Below are 20591 nucleotides of genomic sequence, written 5' to 3'. Positions count from 1 at the left end.
GGCTCCTTTGGCGTTTCGCTAGTTTGTCACCTTGATCTGGCGGATCTTCTTGAGCGGGACCGCGGTGATCTTCTCCGTCAACGGGTACTCCATGTCGCCCGGGTAGATCACCCACAGGTGTTGGAGCCCCAGGTCCCTGCTGACCGTGTGCATCGACTTGGTCGTCCTGGGGGCGTCCGCGCACTTGAACTCGAAGCCCCAGCGTCTGCCGCCGCGGAGGAGCAGGAGGTCGAGTTCCGCGCCCCGATGAGTGCCCCAGAAGTACGCCTGGCGGGAGCCGAACGCGATCAGGGTCTGTTCCAGGGCGAAGCCCTCCCAACTGGGGCCATAGGCCGGATGGCGGACGAGATCGTCCATCGACCCCAGCCCCAGCAGATGGTGGAGGATGCCTGAGTCGCGCAGGTAGACCTTTGGCGCCTTGACGACGCGCTTGCCGACGTTCTCGAACCACGGCTGCAGCACCCGGATCATGAACGTCCCCGCGAGCAGGTCGCGATAGTGGTTCACCGCGTTGACGCCGACTCCCATCGAGCGGCCGAGCGCCGACGCGTTCCAGGTCTGTGAGTGGACGTGCGCCAGCATGGTCCAGAAGCGGCCGAGGGCCTCCGGCGACACCCTCGACCCGAGTCCCGGAACGTCCCGCTCCAGGAAGGTGCGCGTGAACGACTCCATCCACACCGTGCACGCGGCATCCGACTCCGCGAGGTACGCGAGTGGAAAGCCGCCGCGGATCCAGAGCCGGTCCTGACTCTCGACTCCGACCTCATCGAGAGAGAAGCCGCTGACGTCGACGAACGAGATCCGTCCGGCCAGAGTCTCGGAGACGCCCCGGATCAGGTCCCAGGAGGCGCTGCCCAGGAGCAGGAAGATCGCCTTTCGGTCAGGGTCGTCGCAGATGGGTCGCAGAATCTCGAACAGCTCGGGTACGCGCTGTACCTCGTCGATCACGACCAGGCCCTCGCCGCCTCGAAGCAACCGCTCCGGGGTCGTGTGGAACGCCTCGCGCACCGCTGGCAGCTCCAGGTCGTAGACCGTGGAAGGCCCCTCCCACGCCGCCACGATCTGCTGGGCGAGCGTCGTCTTTCCCACCTGCCGGGCCCCCAGAAGAGCGGTGACCGGCGATTGGGAGAGTCGCCAGAGAGCGGCGTTGAGGAGACGTTGTCTGGCTGTAGATTGTCGCATATTCACCTTCAAAGGTTAGATTTACGACAATAAACGGCTTGTGGCGAGTTGTCCAGCCTGGCGGCAGAGTCTCGTGTTGAGGTCGAGACGCTCTCTCCCTCGCGGCGACGGCGAGCAGACTGGGAACGTGGTCTTGATCTGCCTGGCTCCTTGACCCAGTTTCGGCGCGGAGTCACGGCCTCCGACTAGCGCTATCAACTATTGGCCAAAGCTGGAAGTGGACCGGAATCCCCCGGCGCTTGTTCAAATCGTGCGGCCGACGATCCAGGCGCCGGCTATGAAGGTAGCCAGGACGCTGCCCAGGTTGCACAGAACGACGACCAGCAGGATGCGGGTGAGGCGGTTGCTCCAGAAGCCGCGGACGGAACCCAGGCTGTCGGCGAGGTTCTCCATGTCGGCGACGAGGGGCTTGCGGAGCACGGCCTGGACCAGGCCGGCGACCCAGCCGGCCGCCATCAGGGGATTCAGGCTGGTCAGGGGCGCGGCGGCGAAGGCGGCGAGGATCGTGACCGGGTGCGCCAGAGCGATGACGGCGCCGAGAGCGGCGAGGCCGCCGTTCAGCGCGACCCAGATGTACACGGATTCGACGGCGCGCTCCCTGTCGCCCCAGACGAGGCCGTAGGCGAAGAGGGCGATGATCAGGATCGGCACGAGCCAGGCGACGATGCGCGGCCAGATCGGCGGGTCCGGCACCTGCTCGAGTTCCTCGAGGTCGCAGGAGGAGTCGGCGAGGCCGGCGATGCCGGGCAGGTGCCCGGCGCCGACGACGGCGACCGTCCGTGGGCCCGCCGACTGGCGCAGCTTCTCGGCCATGTAGGCGTCGCGCTCGTCGATCAACGTGTCCTTGACGCCGGGCAGGGCCTCGGCGAGGGCCGACATCAGGTCGGTGAGGTTGCCGCTGTCGCGGAGCTTCTCGATGTCCTCTTCCTTCAGGTCGTCGCCGACCAGCGCGCTGCCGGCCAACTGGCCCATCACCTTCGTCCGCTGCCAGAAGCCGAGCGACGCCCAGGTGCGCTTCAGGGAGATCTGGATGTCGCGGTCGATCAGTTCGAGGCGGGCGCCGCGTTCACGGGCCCGGGCGATCGCTTCCCGCATTTCGGCGCCGGGCTCGATGCCGAATCGCTGGGCGAGGCGCCGCTGGAACGAGTGCATGAGGAAGGAACTGAGGAGAAGCGCCGCCTTGCCCTCGCGTATGACCTGGAAGATGTCGAGCTTGCGCCAGGAATCCTGGTTCTCCAGGTTCTCGTAGCGGGCCGGGCACAGTTCGACGCAGACGGTGTCGGGTTCGACGGCTTCGATCGTCTCTTTCGTGTCGCGCACGCTCTGGGGCGAGACGTGGGCGGTGCCGACGAGGAAAACCTCGCGCTCGTCGAGCTCGAGTCGCTGCACCGAGGACGGGAGTTCGGTTGCAGCCGATTGGCCTTCGGCTTCGGATGTCCCTGCGGCTTCGGATGTCCCTGCGGCTTCGGATGTCATGGCAGCGCGGAGCGTAGCCCACGAGGCCGGCCCAGGGGGGTCCGCGTCCGGTACGCTCTTCGGTTCGAGAGGGTTGAGAACCAGGAGGGAGGTCCCATGAAGAGGATGACGACGCGGAACTCCAGGATCATCGCGTTAGGGGCGGTCGCCGCGCTCGCCTGGGCCTGCGGCGCGCCCGAAGCCGATCCCCCGGCCGAGGACTCAGGCGCCGGCCCGCCAAACATCGTGCTGATCCTCGCGGACGATCTCGGCTACGCCGACATCGGCATCTACGGCAGCGAGATCATCTCGACGCCGCACATCGACGCGCTGGCCGCGAGCGGCGTCCTGTTCACGGACGGCTACGTCAGCCACCCGGTGTGCAGCCCGTCGCGGGCCGGCCTCGTGACCGGGCGCTACCAGCAGCGCCACGGCTGGGAGTTCAACCCGGCCGGCCGCGACGTCAACGCCGGTATGAGCCTCGACGAGGCGACGTTGGCCGACCGTCTGAAGGTCCTGGGCTACCGGACCGGCATGGTCGGCAAGTGGCACCTCGGCCACCAGGAGCCCCACCACCCGATGAGCCGCGGCTTCGACGAGTACTTCGGCGTCCTGGAAGGCGGCAGCATCTTCATCGACTCCAGCCTGCCCGGTGTGGAGTACGGCTCGCGTCGCGGCGAAGAGGGGCCGACGGAGCGCCGGAACAAGGTCCTGCGCGGATTCGAGGAGGAGAAGGTCGAGCGTTATCTCACGGACGTCTTCACCGACGAGGCGGTCGAGTTCATCGAGCGCAGTGCGGCCGGGGACGAGCCGTTCTTCCTCTACCTCAGCCACACGACGCCGCACACGCCGCTGCAGGCGACGGCCGAGTACCTGGAGGGGTACCGCCACATCGAGGATCAGCGGACGCGGGTCTACGCGGCGATGGTCGCTTCGCTCGACGAGAGCGTGCGGCGGGTGGTCGAGACGCTGAAGGCTCAGGGCGTGTACGAGAACACGCTGATCGCCTTCGCCAGCGACAACGGCTGCGCCGGCTACATCGGCAACGCCTGCTCGAACGGTCCGCTGTTCGGCTTCAAGCGCTACCACCACGAGGGCGGCGTCCGGATCCCGTTCATCATGAGCTGGCCGGCGGCCGTCGATGGCGGGCAGGAGATCAGTCATCCGGTGATCACGCTCGACTACATGGCGACGTTCACCGCGGCGGCGGGCGAAGAGGCGGAGACCGAAGACAGCGTGAACCTGCTGCCCTACATGACGGGCGAAGCCGACGGCGCGCCGCACGAGTACCTGTACTGGCGGGCCGGCGCGAGCGTCGCGATCCGGGACGCGCAGTACAAGCTGATCAAGCTCAACCGCACGGACTTTCGTCCCGACAACCTGCGCGGGGACGGCCGCCTGCAGCCGCCGGAGGGCGGCTGGCCGACCGACTCGCCGCACGGCCAGCTCACGCTGCTCTACGACCTCGACGCGGACGTGGGCGAACTGAACAACCTGGCGGCGGAGCAACCGGACGTCGTCGCGCGGCTGGAGGCCGAGCTGGATTCCTGGCGCGGGACGCTGCTCGACGAGCAGATCCTCCCCGGCGTGCGCTCGACGATCACCCAGATCGATGGAGAGTGGGTGCAGTTGGTATTCTGAGTCGCCCTTTCGCGGCGAGGAGATGAGCGGTAACCGGAAGAACGCTGGGCGTGGCGCCGCAGAGACGTGGCGCGTCCTCTGGCCTCCGCGCCGTCGGGTTCAGGCGGTGCTGGTCCTGGCGCTCGCGGTGGCAGCCGTCCTTTCGTTCCGGGTCCGGCAGGACGTGCGCCAGGCGCGTGTCGATCTGCGGATGGCGGAAGCGGCGATAGGGGGCGCGGACTTCGCAGAGCTCGCCGAGAGGGCGCCGCAACTGCTCGGCCTTGCCGCCCGGCAGGCGGCCGGAGAGAGTCGCTGGCGGGAGGTGGCGGATCTCTACGACGAGTACGCCGAGCACCTGCCGCCGGCACTGCTGGAGGCTGCCGAAGTCGAACTCGGGTTGAACCGTCCGGTTACCGCGGATGCGGCGGCCGGTTCTGGCGAGGCGGCGGCGGAGTCCGTGGTCGAACCGCCCGCGTCGGCCTTCGAGCGGCGGCTGCGCCGGGCGCAGTTGGTCGACGCCTCGGGTGTCCAGCAACTGCTGTTCGACCGTAGGGGCCGGCCGTTGGGATCGATCGGCGATGACCGTTCCCTGACCCTGGAAGAGGATCTGCCGGCGGGGCTCGTTCCGCCCGAGCTGGCGACGCACCTGCTTCCCCCCGCTCTTCAGCCGCCCGGTCTGGCCGCCGCGGGACCGGGGGCGATGGCCACTTCCACGGCCGGCGCGAGGGCGCTGCGGCTGACGATCGACCGGGCCTGGAGCGAGGCGGCTGCCAGGGCGCTGGGACGGGAGGAGGGAGCGATCACGATCCTCGAGCTTCCGTCGGGTGCGGTGTTGACGGCGGTCAGCAACCGGAACCGAAGAAGCCGCTGGCGGGCGCGCGGCGACAGCGTGCTCGACCCGCGCGAGCCGGCCTCGATCGCCAAGCTGATCACCACGACGGCCGCGATGCGGGCCGGCCTCGACCCGGACGAGGAGATCGCCAGCATGACCTGCCGGGGCTCGGTGCTGATGGACGGCGAGCGTCTGTACTGCGCCGCTATCCGCGGGCGCCTCAGGGGGCTTACCGACGCGATGGCGAGCAGTTGCAACGTCTCGTTCGCCCGGCTCGCGATGGACGTTGGCGACCGGGCCCTGGTGGAGGAGTACGAGCGCTACGGCTTCGTGATCGGCGGCGCTCAGGGTGAGGCCGTGCCGAAGAACGCCATCGGCGTGGTGCACGAGTACCGCCATCCAGGCAAGCGGCTCGGCGATCTCTCGATCGGCCTGGAGGAGGCGTCCATCACGCCTCTCGGCGCCGCAGTGTTCGCCGCCACGCTCTCTGACGGGCTGCGCCGCGAGCCCCGGTTCGTCCTGCAGGCGGACGGCCTGCTCGGCATCTCGCCGCGGACGCCGGTCGCCAACGACCCGCAGGCCGTCCCGGTCCTGGATCCGTCCTGGTTGCCGGCGCTCCACGAGTCGATGCGCGCCGTCGTGTCGCCGGGCGGTACCGCGAACCGGGTCGCCCCGCGGCGGCTGCAGGTGGCGATGAAGACGGGCACCGCGCGCGGTCCGGACAAGCCGTTCCACGTGAATTACGCCGGCTTCTTCCCCGCGGGCGGCGGGCAGCCGCCTCGCTTCGCCTTCGCGGTCCGGGTGACCGGCCAACCGACCTCGTCGCGCGTTCGGCGCGCGGGCTATGCGGTGACGAATCGTCTGCTGCGGGCCCTCGATGGTCTGGTCGGCGACGAGATCGACGCCGCTGCTCGTGATTCGCTGCGGCTTACGGGAGCGACCGGAGCGGGACCGTGACCACGGACGCGGGCGGCGGGAAACGACCCGTTCGCCGGCGCTACCGGCCAGCCATCGGCCCGAGGCTGAAACCGCTGCTGTGGGTGGTTTTCGGGCTCTTCGCCCTGCTCGCGGTCAACTCCTTCTACCTGTCCGGGGTGCGCGCGGCGGAAGTGGCGACCGGCGAGACTTACCAGAACTGGTTCTACATCTCGATGTTCCTGCTGCACCTGGCGGTGGGTGCCCTGTTCGTGCTGCCGGTCATCTGGTTCGGTCTCGCCCACATGCGCAATGCCCGGAACCGTCCCAATCGCCGCGCCGTGAAGGTCGGCTACGCGCTGTTTGGAACGGCGCTCGTCCTGCTCTTCAGCGGCATCGTGCTGACCCGGATCGAGGGCGTGATCACGGTGAACGACCCCACTGTCCGCGGCGTCGCCTACTGGCTCCACGTGCTGGCGCCACTGGTTGCGGTCTGGCTGTTCGTCCTCCACCGGCTCGCGGGAAAGCGGATCAACTGGCGGATCGGCGGACGGGTGGCCGCGGCGGCCGTGGTGCTGGTCGGCGTCGCCCTGGTGCTTCAGTTCCAGGATCCGAGGGCCTGGAACGTCGAGGGCCCGGCGTCGGGCGAGCAGTACTTCTTCCCGTCGCTGGCGCGCACCGCGAGCGGCGGCTTCATCCCGGAACACGCGCTGAGCAACGATGCGTATTGCGTGGAGTGCCACGCGGATGTCCACAGCCGCTGGGCCTACAGCGCCCACCGATTCAGCTCCTTCAACAATCCGGCGTACAGCTTCTCGGTGCAGCAGACGCGCGACAAGGCGTACGAGCGCTCCGGCGACGTGCAGGCGTCCCGCTTCTGCGCCGGTTGCCATGACCCGGTGGTCTTCTTCTCGGGCGCCTTCGACGATCCGGAGTTCGATGTGGACCAGCCGTCTGCCCACGCGGGGATCACCTGCACCTCGTGCCACGCGATCACCCACATCAACAGCCCGCGCGGCAACGCCGACTACACGATCGAGGAACCCCAGCACTACCCGTTCGCGTTCTCGGACTCCGCAATGCTCCGCTATGTCAACCATCAGCTCGTCAAGGCCAAGCCGGAGCTGCACAAGCGAACGTTCCTCAAGCCCCTGCACGCGACCCCCGAGTTCTGCGGCTCCTGCCACAAGGTCCACCTCCCGGAAGAGCTGAACCACTACAAGTTCCTGCGCGGACAGAACCACTACGACTCGCACCTGCTCTCGGGCGTTTCCGGCCACGGGGTGGCGAGCTTCTACTACCCGCCGAAGGCGGAGCCGAACTGCAACGGCTGCCACATGGAACTGCTGCCGTCGGAGGACTTCGGCTCCCGGCGCTACGCGGAGAGCGAGCAGCCGGACGTCACCCAGGTCCACGATCACCTGTTTCCGTCGGCGAACACGGGCATCCCCCACCTGCTGGATTTCCCGGATTGGGTGATCGAGGCGCACCGCGAGTTCAACGAGGGCGTGGTCGATGTCGACGTCTTCGGCGTCAAGCCGGGCGGCACGATCGAGGACGGGCTGATCGCGCCGCTCCGGCCGGAGGTCCCCGCGCTCGAGCCGGGGGAGGACTACCTGCTGGAGGTCGTCGTGCGCACCCTGGGCCTGGGTCACCACCTGACCCAGGGCACCGCGGACTCGAACCAGCTCTGGCTCGATGTCGAGGTGCGCGACGAGTTGGGCAACCTGGTCGGCCGCAGCGGCGGCCTCGGCGAGGGCAACCGGGTCGATCCCTGGTCGCACTTCATCAACGTCTACATGCTCGACCGGGATGGCAAGCGGATCGACCGCCGCAACGCGGAAGACATCTTCGTGCCGCTCTACGACCACCAGATCCCGCCGGGAGCGGGCGAAGTGGTCCACTACCGGCTGGAGGTGCCGCCGGCGGGCGTTGCCGCCGCGCTGACAGTGGAAGCGGCGCTTCGATACCGGAAGTTCGACACGACCTACCTGCGCCACATCTATGGTCCGGGAACGGCGAACGAGCTGCCGATCCTCGACCTGGCCCGGGACTCGGTGACGTTCCAGGTGAACGGCGCCGCCGCTTCCGGCAGTGCCGCCGAGTTGCCCGCGGCGGCCGTCCGCGAGCCCGGGAAGCCCCTGTGGCAACGCTGGAACGACTATGGCATCGGCCTGCTGCGCAAGGGCGGCACCGGCCGCGGCGAGCTCCGCCAGGCGATCGAGGCCTTCACGCGGGTCGAGGAACTGGGTCGCCCGGACGGTCCCCTCAACCTGGCGCGCGTCTACCTGGCCCAGGGCACGGTGCGGGATAGCGCCATCGCTGCGCTCGAGCGCGCGGCGGCCTTCGATCCGCCGGCGCCGAGCTGGTCGGTCGCCTGGTTCTCGGGCCTTGTCAACCTGCAGAATGGCGCCGTCGACGAGGCGATCTCGAACTTCCGCTCCATCCTCGAGGCGGACAGCGAGGAGATGCGCCGGCGCGGCTTCGACTTCAGCCGGGACGTGCGGCTGCACAACGAACTCGGACTGGCGCTGTTCGAGCGCGCCAAGCGGGAGCGCGGCCCGGCCCGGGCCGAGGCCCGGGCCGAGCGCCTGCACGAGGCCCGCGAGTCGTTCGAGCGGGCCCTCGTCATCGATCCGGAGAACGTGACGGCCCACTACAACCTCGGGCTGATCCACGCCCAGCTCGGCGACTCGGAGAACGCGGTCCGGCACCGCGAGCTCCACGCGCGCTACAAGCCGGACGACAACGCCCGCGACCGGGCGATCGCCATCGCCAGGCGCGCCGACCCCGCGGCCGATCACGCCGCGGAGGCGATCGTCATCTACGACCTGCACCGGCCGGAGCGCTTCGAAGGCAGCCGGGCGGCGGTCGCCGGAGGCGGCGGTTGACGCCGGATCGCCCGGGCGAGGGCCCGGAGGTTTCCGAAGGCGAACTCGCGCCGGAGGACGACGCGGTCATCGGCCGGGTCTTCGCCCGCTCCCTCAAAGTGCTGGCGGCGCTGGCGGCCGCCGCGTTGATCGTCGTGGCGCTCCGCTACGTGTTCCAGGCCGGGCCGGAGGAAGCGGTCGAGATTCCCGTGGCCGCGCCGCGTGCGGTAGAGGCGGCGCCGCGGGACGTACCCGTCGTGGCCTTCACGGACATCACAGCGGAGGCCGGCATCGACTTCGTCCACGTCAACGGCGCCGCGGGGGAGGCCCTGCTGCCCGAGACGATGGGCGCCGGCGGGGCCTTCTTCGATGTCGACCGCGACGGCGACCAGGACCTGCTTCTCGTCAACTCGACGACCTGGGACGCGGTTCTCTCGGACTCGGAGGCTGGGTCGGGTACCGGGCCTACGATGTCACTATATGAGAACGACGGTCCCGGGAAGTTCGCGGACCGCACAGCGGGTTCGGGCCTGGAGGTCAGCTTCTACGGCACGGGCGTCGCGGTGGGCGATGTCGACGGTGACGGCTGGACGGACCTCTTCGTCTCGGCGGTGGGCCCGAACCGGTTGTTCCGCAATGTGGAAGGCGGGGGCTTCGAGGACGTCACGGCAACGGCCGGCGTCGCCGGCGCAGGCAGGGAGTGGAGCAGCAGCAGCGCCTTCTTCGACGCCGACGGTGACGGCGACCTCGATCTCCTGGTCGGAAACTACGTGCGCTGGTCACGGCAGATCGACATCGAGGTCGGCTACCAGTTGACCGGCGTCGGGCGCGCCTACGGGCCGCCGCTCAACTACGGCGGCACGACGATGGACCTCTACCGGAACGACGGCTCGGGCGTGTTCACCGACGTCTCGGAGGAGGCTGGCCTGCACATCCTGAATCCGGCGACGGACACGCCGGTGGCGAAGACCCTCGGACTGGCGCCGGTGGACATCGAGGGAGACGGCGACATCGACGTGGTGGTCGCGAACGACACCGTGCGCAACTTCCTGCTGGTCAACGACGGCAGCGGCGTGTTCACCGAGGACGGGGAACTCTACGGACTGGCCTACGGCCGGGACGGCGCCGCGACCGGTGCGATGGGCGCGGACGCCGCCGACTTCCGCAACGACGGCGAGCTCGGTTTCGCCATCGCGAACTTTGCGAACGAGATGACGTCCCTCTACGTTTCCCAGGGAGACCCGACCCTGTGGAGCGACGAGGCGATCACCGCCGGCATCGGCGCGCCGAGCCGCCGGGTCCTCAGCTTCGGCCTGTTCTTCTTCGACTACGACCTGGACGGACGGCTCGACCTCCTCCAGGTGAACGGCCACCTCGAGGACGACATCGAGGTCGTCGAACCCAGCCAGCAGTACCGCCAGGCGCCTCAGTTGTTCTGGAACGCCGGACCGGACGCGGCGTCGACCTTCGTGCCGGTCGAGCCCGCGCCTGGGGACGGCCTGACCGTGGAACTCGTGGGCCGCGGATCGAGCTACGCCGACATCGACGGCGACGGCGACCTCGACGTGCTGCTGCTCCAGACCGGCGACCGGCCCCTGCTGCTGCGCAACGACCAGGAGACGGGCCACCGCTGGCTGCGCTTCCTGCTCCGCGGCGACGGCGAGCGGGTGAACCGGGACGCCATCGGCGCCTGGGTCGAGGTGGAGCAGGAAACGGCGGCCGGACCGGTCGTTCAGCGTCGACGGGTCATGCCGACCCGGAGCTACCAGAGCCAGGTCGAGCCGATCGTGACGATCGGCCTGGGCGAGGCGGCGTCGGTTGACGACCTGACGCGTGTCGACGTCGTGTGGCCGGACGGTTCGAGGCAGGTGGTGGATGTCGATGCGCTCGACCGAGTCGTCGAAGTGACGTATCGGTCTTCGAACTAGCGGAGCCGGCCAGAAAGCCGGCGCACCGACAGTCTGAGCTCGACTGGACCGTGTACAGTAGACGGTCAACCTCCCTGAGATGAAAACGCTCCGCATCGGTCTGATTCGGGCGATCGCGATACTCCTTGCCGGCTTGCTGCCGGCCGGCCTCTCCGCGCAGACGATCGTCCTGACGGACGTCAACGTCATCGACGGCAACGGCGGTCCGGTGCAGGAGGGGATGACGATCGTCATCGCGGGCCAGCGGATCGCGTCGATCGTGCAGGGACCGTACGAGTCATCAGGAGCCGACGACGCGGCCCAGGTCCACGATCTCGACGGCGCCTGGGTGCTGCCCGGGTTCTGGAACATGCACGCCCACCTGAGCGTGATGTTCCCGGACAACCCCGCCCTTGCCGGCGAACGGATGCCGTCCAAGGTCATCCGCGCTGGGCTGAACTCGATCGACGGGCTGCGCCACGGCTTCACCAGCGTGCGCTCGGTGGGCGAGGAGGACTACATCGACGTCGCCTGGCAGCAGGCGTTCGACCATGGCTTCTTCCTCGGTCCGCGGGTCTTCGCCAGCGGCGAGCCGGTGAGCCCGACCGCGGGACATCGCGGTTACGTCGAGGAAGGCGCGGACGGCGTGGCAGCGATCCGCAAGGAGGTGCGAAGACGCGTCCAGAAAGGCGCCAGGGTGATCAAGCTGTTCAGCGTCGAGATGCTGCCGGACGAGCTGGAGACGGCGGTCCAGACGGCGCACAGCCTCGGAGTTCACGTCACCTCGCACGTCCGCGAACCGGGGGCGCTTGCCGCGGTCAAGGCCGGGGTGGACTGTCTCGAGCACGGCTACGGGCTCACCGACGAGACGATCGAGCTGATGGCCGAGAAGGGAACGTTCTACACCCCGACGATCATCTGCAACCTGAGCGCCGGGTACATCGCCGAGCGCGAGGCGCGCCTGGCCGAGTTGGGCTACGCCGAGGACGAGGACATCGTGCGGCTGCGCACGATGGTCGCCTTCGCGGACGAACGATCGCCGGAGTTCGCGCTCGAACAGCGGCGGATCCTGGCCAAGGCCGCCAAGGCGGGCGTCAAGCTGCTGATCGGCTCGGACTCCATGCCGGTCGGCGAGATGGGATTCCTGGAGATGGAGCAGTTCGTCATCTCCGGAGTCAGCGAAATGGACACGATCATCGCGGCAACGCGAAACGCGGCCGAGGTACAGGGTGTGCTCGACGTGCTCGGCACGGTGGAGGAGGGGAAGCTGGCGGACCTGGTCGTCCTGGGGGCCAACCCGCTCGAGAACATCTCGAACGTCCGAGAGACCGTGATGGTGCTCAAGGGCGGCGTGATCGTCGACCTCGACGCACAGCTCGGAACGTCGACCTACTGGGACTACTACGGATCGATGGAACTGCCCGAGGGTTTCCTGGCGGAGTCCGAGGAGGCGGCCGGCTTCCAGCGCGGCAACACGGCATCGGATCAATAGCGCGATCGGTACATCGCAGGAGGGCAAGGGATGAAGCGGAACACAAACAGGACCCGCGGAGCTCTTCCGGTAACTCTCGTTCTGCTGCTGCCCATCGCAGCCGCCGCCCAGACGACCGTCCTCACCAACGCCACCGTCATCGACGCTACCGGCGCGCCGCCGATCGACGACGCCGCGGTCGTCATCGAGGGCAACCGGATCGCCGCGATCCACACGCCGTCGTCCTCCGCGCCGAACCCCGGCGACGATGGCCGCGTCCTCGACCTCGGCGGCGCCTACGTCCTGCCGGGCCTGTGGAACAACCACTCCCATCTCGGCGACCTGCTGCCGGACCCGAAGGGCCTGCTCGAGGACGAACCGCTGCCGCGGGCCATGATTCGGGCCGGCCGCAATGCGATCGACGCGCTGAAGGCCGGCTTCACGACGCTGCGGATCACCGGCGACCGCGATTTCATCGACGTCGCCTGGAAGGAGGCGTTCGATTCCGGCGCCTTCGTCGGGCCGCGGATCGTCGCCGGCGGCCCGCCGCTCTCGACCGACGGCGACACGGACTGGCTGGTTCGGACCGGCAAGGGGCCGGAGGGGATCCGGGCGGTCGTCGCCGACAACATCGCGAACGGGGTCCAGCTCATCAAGTTCCTGGGCAGCCGGATGCCGGCCGAGGAGTTGATCGCCGGGATCGAGGAAGCGCATCGACACGGCGTTCCGGTCACCATCCATGGCGGGGACAGGACGGCCCGGATCGGCGCTATGGCCGGCGCCGAGAGCATGGAGCACGGCAACGACCTCTCCGACGACACGATCCGGATGATGGCTGAGGCGGGGATGTTCCTCGACCCGACGATCCAGTGCAACCTGAGCGACGAGTTCATCGTCGAGCGGGAACGGCTGATCGCGGAGGCCGGGTACGTTGCGCCACCGGAAGTCATCGAAGGCCGGGTGCGGGTCTCCCGCGCCGACGAACGGAGCCCGGAGTACGCGAACCACGCGCGCGACGTGATCAACAAGGCATACGCGGCGGGCATCCGCCTGACCACCGGCAGCGACTCGAACCCGATCTCGGAGATCGGGATTCTCGAGATCGAACAGTTCGTCTTCCACGGCATCCCGGCGATGGGCGCCATCCAGGCGGCGACCCGCAATAGCGCCGAGATGATGGGCATGCTGGACGACCTGGGCACGGTCGAGGTCGGCAAGCTCGCCGACCTGATCGTGCTCGAGAAGAACCCGCTCGAGCACATCTCGCACCTGCGCAGCCTGTCCATGGTGATCAAGGACGGCAAGGTCGTGAACCGCTCGCAGGACGAGGGTCAGGCCAGCTTCTGGGAGCTGTACCTGCAGGACTGAAGGGGAGGCGCAGATGAGGCTGATTCGGATGTCGGCTCTGATCGCGGTTGCGGTCCTTCTGCTGGCCTCCTGCGCCCCGCAGGAACTCGTCACCCTGCCGGAAATCGACACCTCGGGCTCGCCCGACGGCATCGTCGACCTTCCGGCCGACGTGCCGGAGGTGTTCCACAAGTACTTCGACCGGTACGCCTACCATCCGACGCCGGACGGCAGGCGAATCCACTTCCTGGTCTCTTCCGGCTGGACCCGCGACCAGATCAAGCACGGCCTGAACGTCATGGAGCACCTGCTGGCGGATCACCCGGGCTCGGTCTACGGCGACGACAAGAGCGGAATTGCCGCCGCGATGGCGGACCGCAAGGCGACCATGGTCTTCTTCGACACCGAACCCGACATGCGCCAGGCGATGAGCGAGGGGTTGCCCGAGGCGACGGACCTCAGCATGCAGGACCTGCGGGCGAACGAGTGTCCCGCCCCGGGCGACGCGGACTACATGGGTCACGTCACCAGGGACGCCGCCTACGAGGAGATCTGGCACGTGATTCACGACTACGGGATCAAGCCGACGCTGCCGGAGATGATCGCCGAGATGAGAACCGCGAACGATGCGGCCGCGGAGAAGGGCTGGTACGCGTGGCCCCGGGAGGTGACGGACGATCATCCGAACGAGTACGTCGGCGCGCTGATCGACAACTACTACGACCTCTGGACCGTGCCGCCGACCGTGTACGAGGGGCGCCCCATCGAGCCGGACGAGATTCCCGAGGGCTACTCTCACTTCGGGCAGTACTTCGCCGGCAGCCGGGCGGCCATGCCGGAGAAGGACCCGCCCGGCTACGCGCTGGTCACGGGGTTCGTCGGGCCGCATCTGACCTACACGCCGGAACTGCCGCTGGACTTCAGCGGGACGTTCTCGATGACGTTCGATCCGGAGGTGCGGTACACGATGAAGACGCAGCATCTGCGAAACGTTGCGCTGACCGGCAACGGCGACGCGGACCTGCAGGGCAACGCCTACGACAACGTGCTCACCGGCAACGGGGGCGCGAACGTGCTGGAGGGCGGCGGCGGCAACGACACCCTGGACGGCGGCGAAGGCAGCGACACGGCGGTCTTCTCGGGCCCGGCGGCCGACTACGAAGTCACCACCGACGCGGACGGAACGACGGTGACCGACTCGCAAGCGGACCGGGACGGCGTCGACACGCTGCGGGGCGTCGAGTCTCTGCAGTTCAGCGACGGGACGGTCCAACTGGAACAGTAGGAGAGACAGATGAAGTTGACTCGGACCTATGTGAGGTCGACTCGGACCGATGTGAGATTGGTTCGTACATGCGTTCTGATTGCGGTTCTAGCGCTGCTTGCGGTCTCATGCGCTCCGAAAGAGCTCGTCACCCTGCCGGACATCGACACGTCGGGTTCGCCTGATGGCATCGTCGACCTGCCGGCCGACGTGCCGGAGGTCTTCCACGAGCACTTCAACCGCTACGCCTACGTGCCGACGCCGGACGGGAGGCGGATCCACTTCCTGGTCTCGGATATCTGGACCCGCGACCAGATCAAGCACGGCCTGAACGTGATGGAGCACCTGCTGACCGACTTCCCGGGCTCGGAGTACGGCGACGACAAGAGCGGCATCGCCAGCGCGATGGCGGACCGCAAGGCGACGATGGTCTTCTTCAACACGGAAGAGGAACTGAATGCCGCGATGCGATCCGGGCTGGCGGGGGCGACCGATCTCAGCATGCAGGACCTCCGGGCGAACGAGTGCCCGGCCCCGGGCGACGCGGATTACATGGCCCACGTCACCCGCGATGCCTCGTACGAGGAGATCTGGCACCTGATCCATGACTACGGGATCAAGCCGACGTTGCCGGACATGATCGCCGAGATGCGGGCGGCGAACGACGTCGCCGAGGCGAACGGCTGGCGCGGCTGGCCCGACGACGAGCCGCAGGAGCACCCGAACGAGTACGTCGGCGTGCTGATCGACAACTACTACGACCTCTGGACCGTGCCGCCGACCATGTACGAGGCCGTGGACATCGAACCCGGCGAGATTCCCGATGGGCAGTCGCACTTCGGGCGCTACTTCGCAGGCAGCAGGTCCGCCATGCTCGACGACGACCCACTCGGCTTCGCCCTGATCGGGAAGTTCGTGCCGCCGCACCTGGCCTACACGCCGGAGCTGCCGCTCGATTTCAGCGGCACTTTCTCCATGACGTTCGACCCGGACGTGCGCTACACGATGAAGACGCAGCATCTGCGAAACGTCGCGCTCACCGGCGACGGCGACGCGGGCCTCCGCGGAAACGCTCATGACAACGTGCTGACCGGCAACGCCGGCGCGAACCGGCTCGAGGGCGGCGGCGGCAACGACACGCTTAACGGTGGCGACGGCGACGACACCGCGGTGTTCAGCGGCCCGGCGGCCGACTACGAGGTGACGCCGGACGGCGACGGTGCGACGGTGACGGACTCGCAGCCGGACCGGGACGGAGTCGACACGCTGAGCGGCGTCGAGTCCCTGCAGTTCAGCGACGGCGTCGTGCAACTGGACCAGTCGGAAGAGTAGAGCGACCGGATGAGTTGGATACCGTTGCATGATGCAGGAACGGAACCCGGACGGCGCGTCCGCGCGCCAGACGCGTACGGGTTCCGACGCCCGGCCGCGGGCGGCGGAACGGCACGGACGCCTGGCGCAGCAGATGCGCTTCCTGGTCGAAGTCGACCAGCTCAAGCAGGTGCTGCGGCGCACGTCCATCGTCGGCAACGAACGCCTCGAGAACTCCGCGGAGCACTCGTGGCATGTGAGCTTGATGGCGCTGGTTCTGTCGGAGCACGCGGCCGCCCCCGGGCTCGATCAACTCAAGGTGCTGAAGATGTTGATCGTGCACGATCTGGTCGAGATCGACGCGGGCGATACCTTCGTCTACGACCAGGCCGGTCTGAAGGACCAGGAGGAGCGCGAACAGCGGGCGGCGAAACGGATCTTCGGACTGCTGCCGGCCGAGAGCGGGGCCGAGTTGCGCGCCATCTGGGACGAGTTCGAGGCCCGGCGGAGCCCCGAAGCGAAGTTCGCGAGGGCCCTGGACCGCTTGCAGCCGATGGTCCTGAACTACATCAACGGCGGCGGGCCCTGGCAGGAGCACGGCGTCCGGGCAGACCAGGTGCGCGAGATCAACGGCTGCATCGAGGACGGCGCGCCCGAGCTCTGGCGCTACGCCGAGGAACTGATCGAAGACGCCGTCCGGCGCGAACTCCTGGCTCCCTGAGTTCGCCGCATTGGGGCGGCCAGGAGGACGAACCATGAAGACCGCTCTTGGGCCGCTGGGATGCCTGATCATCGTCGCCTGCGCCGGCGTGCCCGACGCGGGCGAGCCGGCGAACGAGATCGCCTGGGTCAAGAAGGTCATGGTCCACGGCGTGCCGATCTACGCCACGAACACGACCGGCGACGACAAGCTCCTCCACGCGGCGGGCGTCCTCGCCCAGTTCCTCGACAACGACGAGGACGGTGAGATCGACAACCCCAGGGTCCACCAGGCGATGCTCGACACCGGCGGCACGATCGTCATGACCGGCACCCAGCGAGAAGCCGAGTACATGGACTGGGCCAACGCGCCCCGGGGCCAGGGCCTCTACGACGAGGAGACCGAACTCGACGCCCGCGCCCGCGGCGTGTTCGACGCGGCAATCGAAGAGGTCTGGCACATGGTCACCGACAACGGCTACGGCGTGGCCTACCCGGACGTGTTCGGTACGGAACCGGGCACCGCCCTGACCGACGCGATGGACATCGCTCGCGGCGGCGCCTTCGACGGACCGCCGGACGAGTACCCGGAGGGCGCCTGGTACACCTACGACGACGTGACCTGCGACTACGGCTGCATGGCGTCCGAGTACATCTACTGGGTCTACACGTCGATGATCGGGGCGCAAGACCTGCCGGGCCGTCTGGAACAGATTGGGCACGAGTGGCCGCTCAACACGCCGGAGAAGCTGCAGGAGGGGGAGCCGGTCCTGTACGAGATCCTGAGCGATCCCGAGTACCGGATCCCCATGGTCATCCCGGACGGGAACTACGAGGGCGCGTCGCTCGAGATCGAGCCGTACACTTTGCGCTCTCCGTACGAAGCGGCGAACCGGAAGGTCCGCCGCGACAAGTTCGATCTCGTTCTCCCGGAGATCATGAGGGAGCGCGGCGTCGACATGTGGATCCACGTGATGAGGGAGTCGATCCCCGACGCCTTCGGCATCGACGAACTCGGCAGCGCCTCGGGCGTCTTCGTGTTCACGGACCGGGGCGGCGACCGGATCGAGCGGGCCATCCTCGGACGTCGCTGGGGCGCCACCCAGCGCGGCTGGGGCGAGACGGACTACCGGTACGTCGAAGAGAGCGGCGCCTACGACATCGTCGCCCCGGCGGTCCGGGTCCAGGAGCCGGTCGGCGGCCCGCTGACGGAGTACGACTACCGCTTCGAGGGGCTCAGAGACTTCGTCGCCGAGCGCGACCCGGACGTCATCGCGGTCAACTTCAAGCACGAGCTGGGTCCGTGGCCGACCTACCGGGGCGAGATCGACGGCCTCTCGCACACCGACTACCTCTTGCTCTCCGAGGAGCTCGGCGACAGGTACGCGAGCCGGCTGATCTCGTCCGAGTGGCTGATGATGGACTACATCAACCACCAGGTGCCGAGCGAGGTCGAACTGCTCAAGCGGCTGCGGCGCGACGAGCTCTGGCTGTTCGAGGACGCGCTGGACGCGATCGAGCCTGGCGTCACCGGGATCGACGAGACCGAACTGACCATCATGCGCCGCATGCGAACCGGTCAGTCGCAGCGCGGCCGCAGCGAGGGTTGGGAGGACGCCGTCGTTCAGGGCGGCGACATCGTCACGAACCCGAGCATCGGCATGTATGCCTACGTGCTGCGCGACGGCGAGACGGAGCCGCCGCCCGAGATCCAGGAGCTCTGGGCCGAGTACCTGAAGGTCGACGCGATCCTGGCGGAGACGATCAAGGCGGGCCGGACTCCGCGCGAGATCATCGAGGACTACACGGCCAGGTTCGAGGAGGTCGGCATCATCGTCCGCGACAACCAGCTCCACATGGTGTCAGCCAAGAACGACTTCCCGGCCTACGTCGCCGGCTTCGACACGACGAAGACCCACATTTCCATGGACTCCCACGGACAGACGAAGGGCGCCCGGCCGCAGTCGGTCGAGACCTATTTCGGCCCCCGGATCGGCTCGCTGGGCCCGGACTGGTCGAAGGACATTCCCCTCGCGCCGTACCACCACTTCGTCATCGAGTACTTCTTCTACCTGCCCTCGCCGGGCCCGGAAGGCCAGGACCAGTACCTGTTCTGGTGGGCCCACGAGGAGGCGCTCGCAGGCGATGACGGCATCGAGTTCCTGTCGCCGCCGCAGAGGGAACTCATCCTGATTCGCTGATCAGACCAGCAGCTTCTCCAGCCGCGCCACCACGTCCGGCTTCGCGGCCGCGATGTTCTCGTCATCCCACGGATCCACTTCCAGGTCGTACAGCTCCGTCTCTTCCAGGAAGCCGTCGACCAGCTTGTAGCGGTGGTCCTGGACGACCCGGAAGCGGCCGCTCGCCGCGCTCCCCGAGTTGAGCGCCGAGCGCATGTGCTCCCGGTGCTCGCCGCCCCCGGAGTCGAGCAGCGGCCGCAGCGACCGGCTCTGCATCTCCTCGGGAACGCCGGTCTCGCCGTAGTCGAGACTGGTCGCGGCGAGGTCCATGTTCGTGACGAGGGCGTCGCTGCGTGTGCCGGCGGCGATGCCCGGCCCGGCCATCACCAGGGGCACTTTCCATGACGCTTCGTGGGGAAGCCCCTTGCCCCAGTAGTCATGGTCACCGAGCATCTCGCCGTGGTCGCTGGTGTAGATGACGATCGTGTCGTCCAGCTCGCCCCGCTCCGCCAGCCGCTCCTCGTAGAGGCCGATCCAGCGGTCGATGTTCTCGATCATCGCCGCGTAGTTCTGGCGAATGCGGACGTGATGCTCCGGCGTGAACGGTGACGGTGGCGCGAGCATCTGTCCGGCGCGCGCGATGCCGTGGTAGTTGTGCGGCTGCGGGAAGTCCTCGATCACCCGGTCGGGCCCGCGATACTCCCGCTCCATCCGCTCCGTGATGTCCATCGGCGGATGGGGGCCGTTGAAGTTGACGATCAGGAACCAGGGGTTGCCTTCGGGCACGCCGTCGAGCAGTTCCATTCCGGTGCGAGCGGTGTAGTTGTCCTTGTAGGCGTGGTCGCCGATTGGCGTCGCCTGCGTCATCCCCCACCAGTTGACGTGCCGGGGCTCTCGCCGCGCCTCGATGTCCGCGTTGTGGATGTCCTTGAGCGGCGGGTCGAGCGAATCGAGCCAGAACCCGTAGGGCTCGCTGTCGTCGCCACCCTTGCTGCCGGTGATCAACATGTCGGAGAAGCCCCACTCCTCCATGTGGAGCTTGCCGTCCGGCCGCCGGCCGGCCGGACCCTTGTGCAGGTCGATCTTGCCGCAGGCCATCGTGTGGTAGCCGCTGTCGTAGAGGTGCTTGTAGAAGGTCGGCCGGAGCGCCGCGTTGTACTCGTCGCGGTTCCTCGCGACGGTGCAGTTCTCGTACTCCATGCCGGATGCCAGGCACGACCGCGACGGGCCGCACACCGGCGATGACACGATCGCGCGGGTGAAGTCGGCGCCGCGCGCCGCCAACGCGTCCAGGTGAGGCGTTGGAACCGGGATGTCCGGGTTCCGCCCCACCCAGTCGAACCGGTGCTGGTCGGAGATGAGCAGCAGGATGTTCGGCCGCCTGATCGCGCGCGGGCCGGGGATCTGGGCGTCGCCGCAGCCGGTGAGAGCCGCCGCTGTCGCCGCGGCGCCGGAGACGAGAACCTCGCGGCGAGAGAGAAGGTGGTCTCGACGGTTCATGACTGCTCCTTGCCCGACCGCTGCGGCCTGTCTATGCT

The 20591-nt window shown here is 68.2% G+C and carries 13 protein-coding genes; 10 read left to right on the top strand and 3 right to left on the bottom strand.

Features of this window, described 5'->3' with window-relative positions; genetic code table 11:
* Positions 1-18 precede the first annotated feature (18 nt).
* The gene (locus tag OXI49_17375; protein MDE2692273.1) at positions 19-1182 is read right to left on the bottom strand and encodes an ATP-binding protein; all 1164 of its coding nucleotides are present in this window, start codon (positions 1180-1182) and stop codon (positions 19-21) included.
* Positions 1183-1425: 243 nt separating this feature from the next.
* Positions 1426-2571 (bottom strand): TraB/GumN family protein, encoded by a 1146-nt coding sequence (locus OXI49_17370; protein MDE2692272.1) that lies wholly within the window; start codon positions 2569-2571, stop codon positions 1426-1428.
* Positions 2572-2754: 183 nt separating this feature from the next.
* On the opposite strand from OXI49_17370, the gene OXI49_17365 reads away from it, so the two are divergent.
* The 10 genes from OXI49_17365 to OXI49_17320 all read left to right on the top strand — a co-directional run bounded on the left by OXI49_17365 (position 2755) and on the right by OXI49_17320 (position 19074).
* The gene (locus OXI49_17365) at positions 2755-4278 is read left to right on the top strand and encodes a sulfatase-like hydrolase/transferase (GenBank protein ID MDE2692271.1); all 1524 of its coding nucleotides are present in this window, start codon (positions 2755-2757) and stop codon (positions 4276-4278) included.
* A 106-nt stretch (positions 4279-4384) separates the two neighbouring features.
* The gene (locus OXI49_17360; protein MDE2692270.1) at positions 4385-6046 is read left to right on the top strand and encodes a penicillin-binding transpeptidase domain-containing protein; all 1662 of its coding nucleotides are present in this window, start codon (positions 4385-4387) and stop codon (positions 6044-6046) included.
* Positions 6043-8895, top strand: coding sequence for a tetratricopeptide repeat protein (locus OXI49_17355; protein MDE2692269.1), 2853 nt, complete (start codon positions 6043-6045; stop codon positions 8893-8895). The genes OXI49_17360 and OXI49_17355 overlap by 4 nt, the downstream gene beginning before the upstream one ends.
* Entirely contained in the window at positions 8892-10802 is a 1911-nt protein-coding gene (locus OXI49_17350) for a CRTAC1 family protein (GenBank protein MDE2692268.1), read from the top strand. The genes OXI49_17355 and OXI49_17350 overlap by 4 nt, the downstream gene beginning before the upstream one ends.
* 79 nt (positions 10803-10881) lie before the next feature.
* Complete coding sequence (locus tag OXI49_17345; protein MDE2692267.1) at positions 10882-12273, top strand: amidohydrolase family protein; 1392 nt, start codon at positions 10882-10884, stop codon at positions 12271-12273.
* Positions 12274-12303: 30 nt separating this feature from the next.
* On the top strand, positions 12304-13620 hold the full coding sequence (locus tag OXI49_17340; protein MDE2692266.1) for an amidohydrolase family protein: 1317 nt from the start codon (positions 12304-12306) through the stop codon (positions 13618-13620).
* Positions 13621-13633: 13 nt separating this feature from the next.
* On the top strand, positions 13634-14884 hold the full coding sequence (locus OXI49_17335; GenBank protein ID MDE2692265.1) for a hypothetical protein: 1251 nt from the start codon (positions 13634-13636) through the stop codon (positions 14882-14884).
* 57 nt (positions 14885-14941) lie between these two features.
* Entirely contained in the window at positions 14942-16195 is a 1254-nt protein-coding gene (locus OXI49_17330; protein MDE2692264.1) for a hypothetical protein, read from the top strand.
* 133 nt (positions 16196-16328) lie between these two features.
* Positions 16329-16895 (top strand): HD domain-containing protein, encoded by a 567-nt coding sequence (locus tag OXI49_17325; protein ID MDE2692263.1) that lies wholly within the window; start codon positions 16329-16331, stop codon positions 16893-16895.
* A 34-nt stretch (positions 16896-16929) separates the two neighbouring features.
* On the top strand, positions 16930-19074 hold the full coding sequence (locus OXI49_17320; protein MDE2692262.1) for a hypothetical protein: 2145 nt from the start codon (positions 16930-16932) through the stop codon (positions 19072-19074).
* On the opposite strand, the gene OXI49_17315 is transcribed toward OXI49_17320, so the two are convergent.
* Entirely contained in the window at positions 19075-20553 is a 1479-nt protein-coding gene (locus OXI49_17315; GenBank protein MDE2692261.1) for a sulfatase-like hydrolase/transferase, read from the bottom strand.
* Between the last annotated feature and the right edge of the window lie 38 nt (positions 20554-20591).

The sequence above is a fragment of the Acidobacteriota bacterium genome (assembly GCA_028875725.1).
Lineage (GTDB): Bacteria > Acidobacteriota > Thermoanaerobaculia > Multivoradales > Multivoraceae > Multivorans.
The sequence above is the reverse complement of the archived record's forward strand: the minus strand, read 5'-3'. Positions and strand labels throughout refer to the sequence as shown.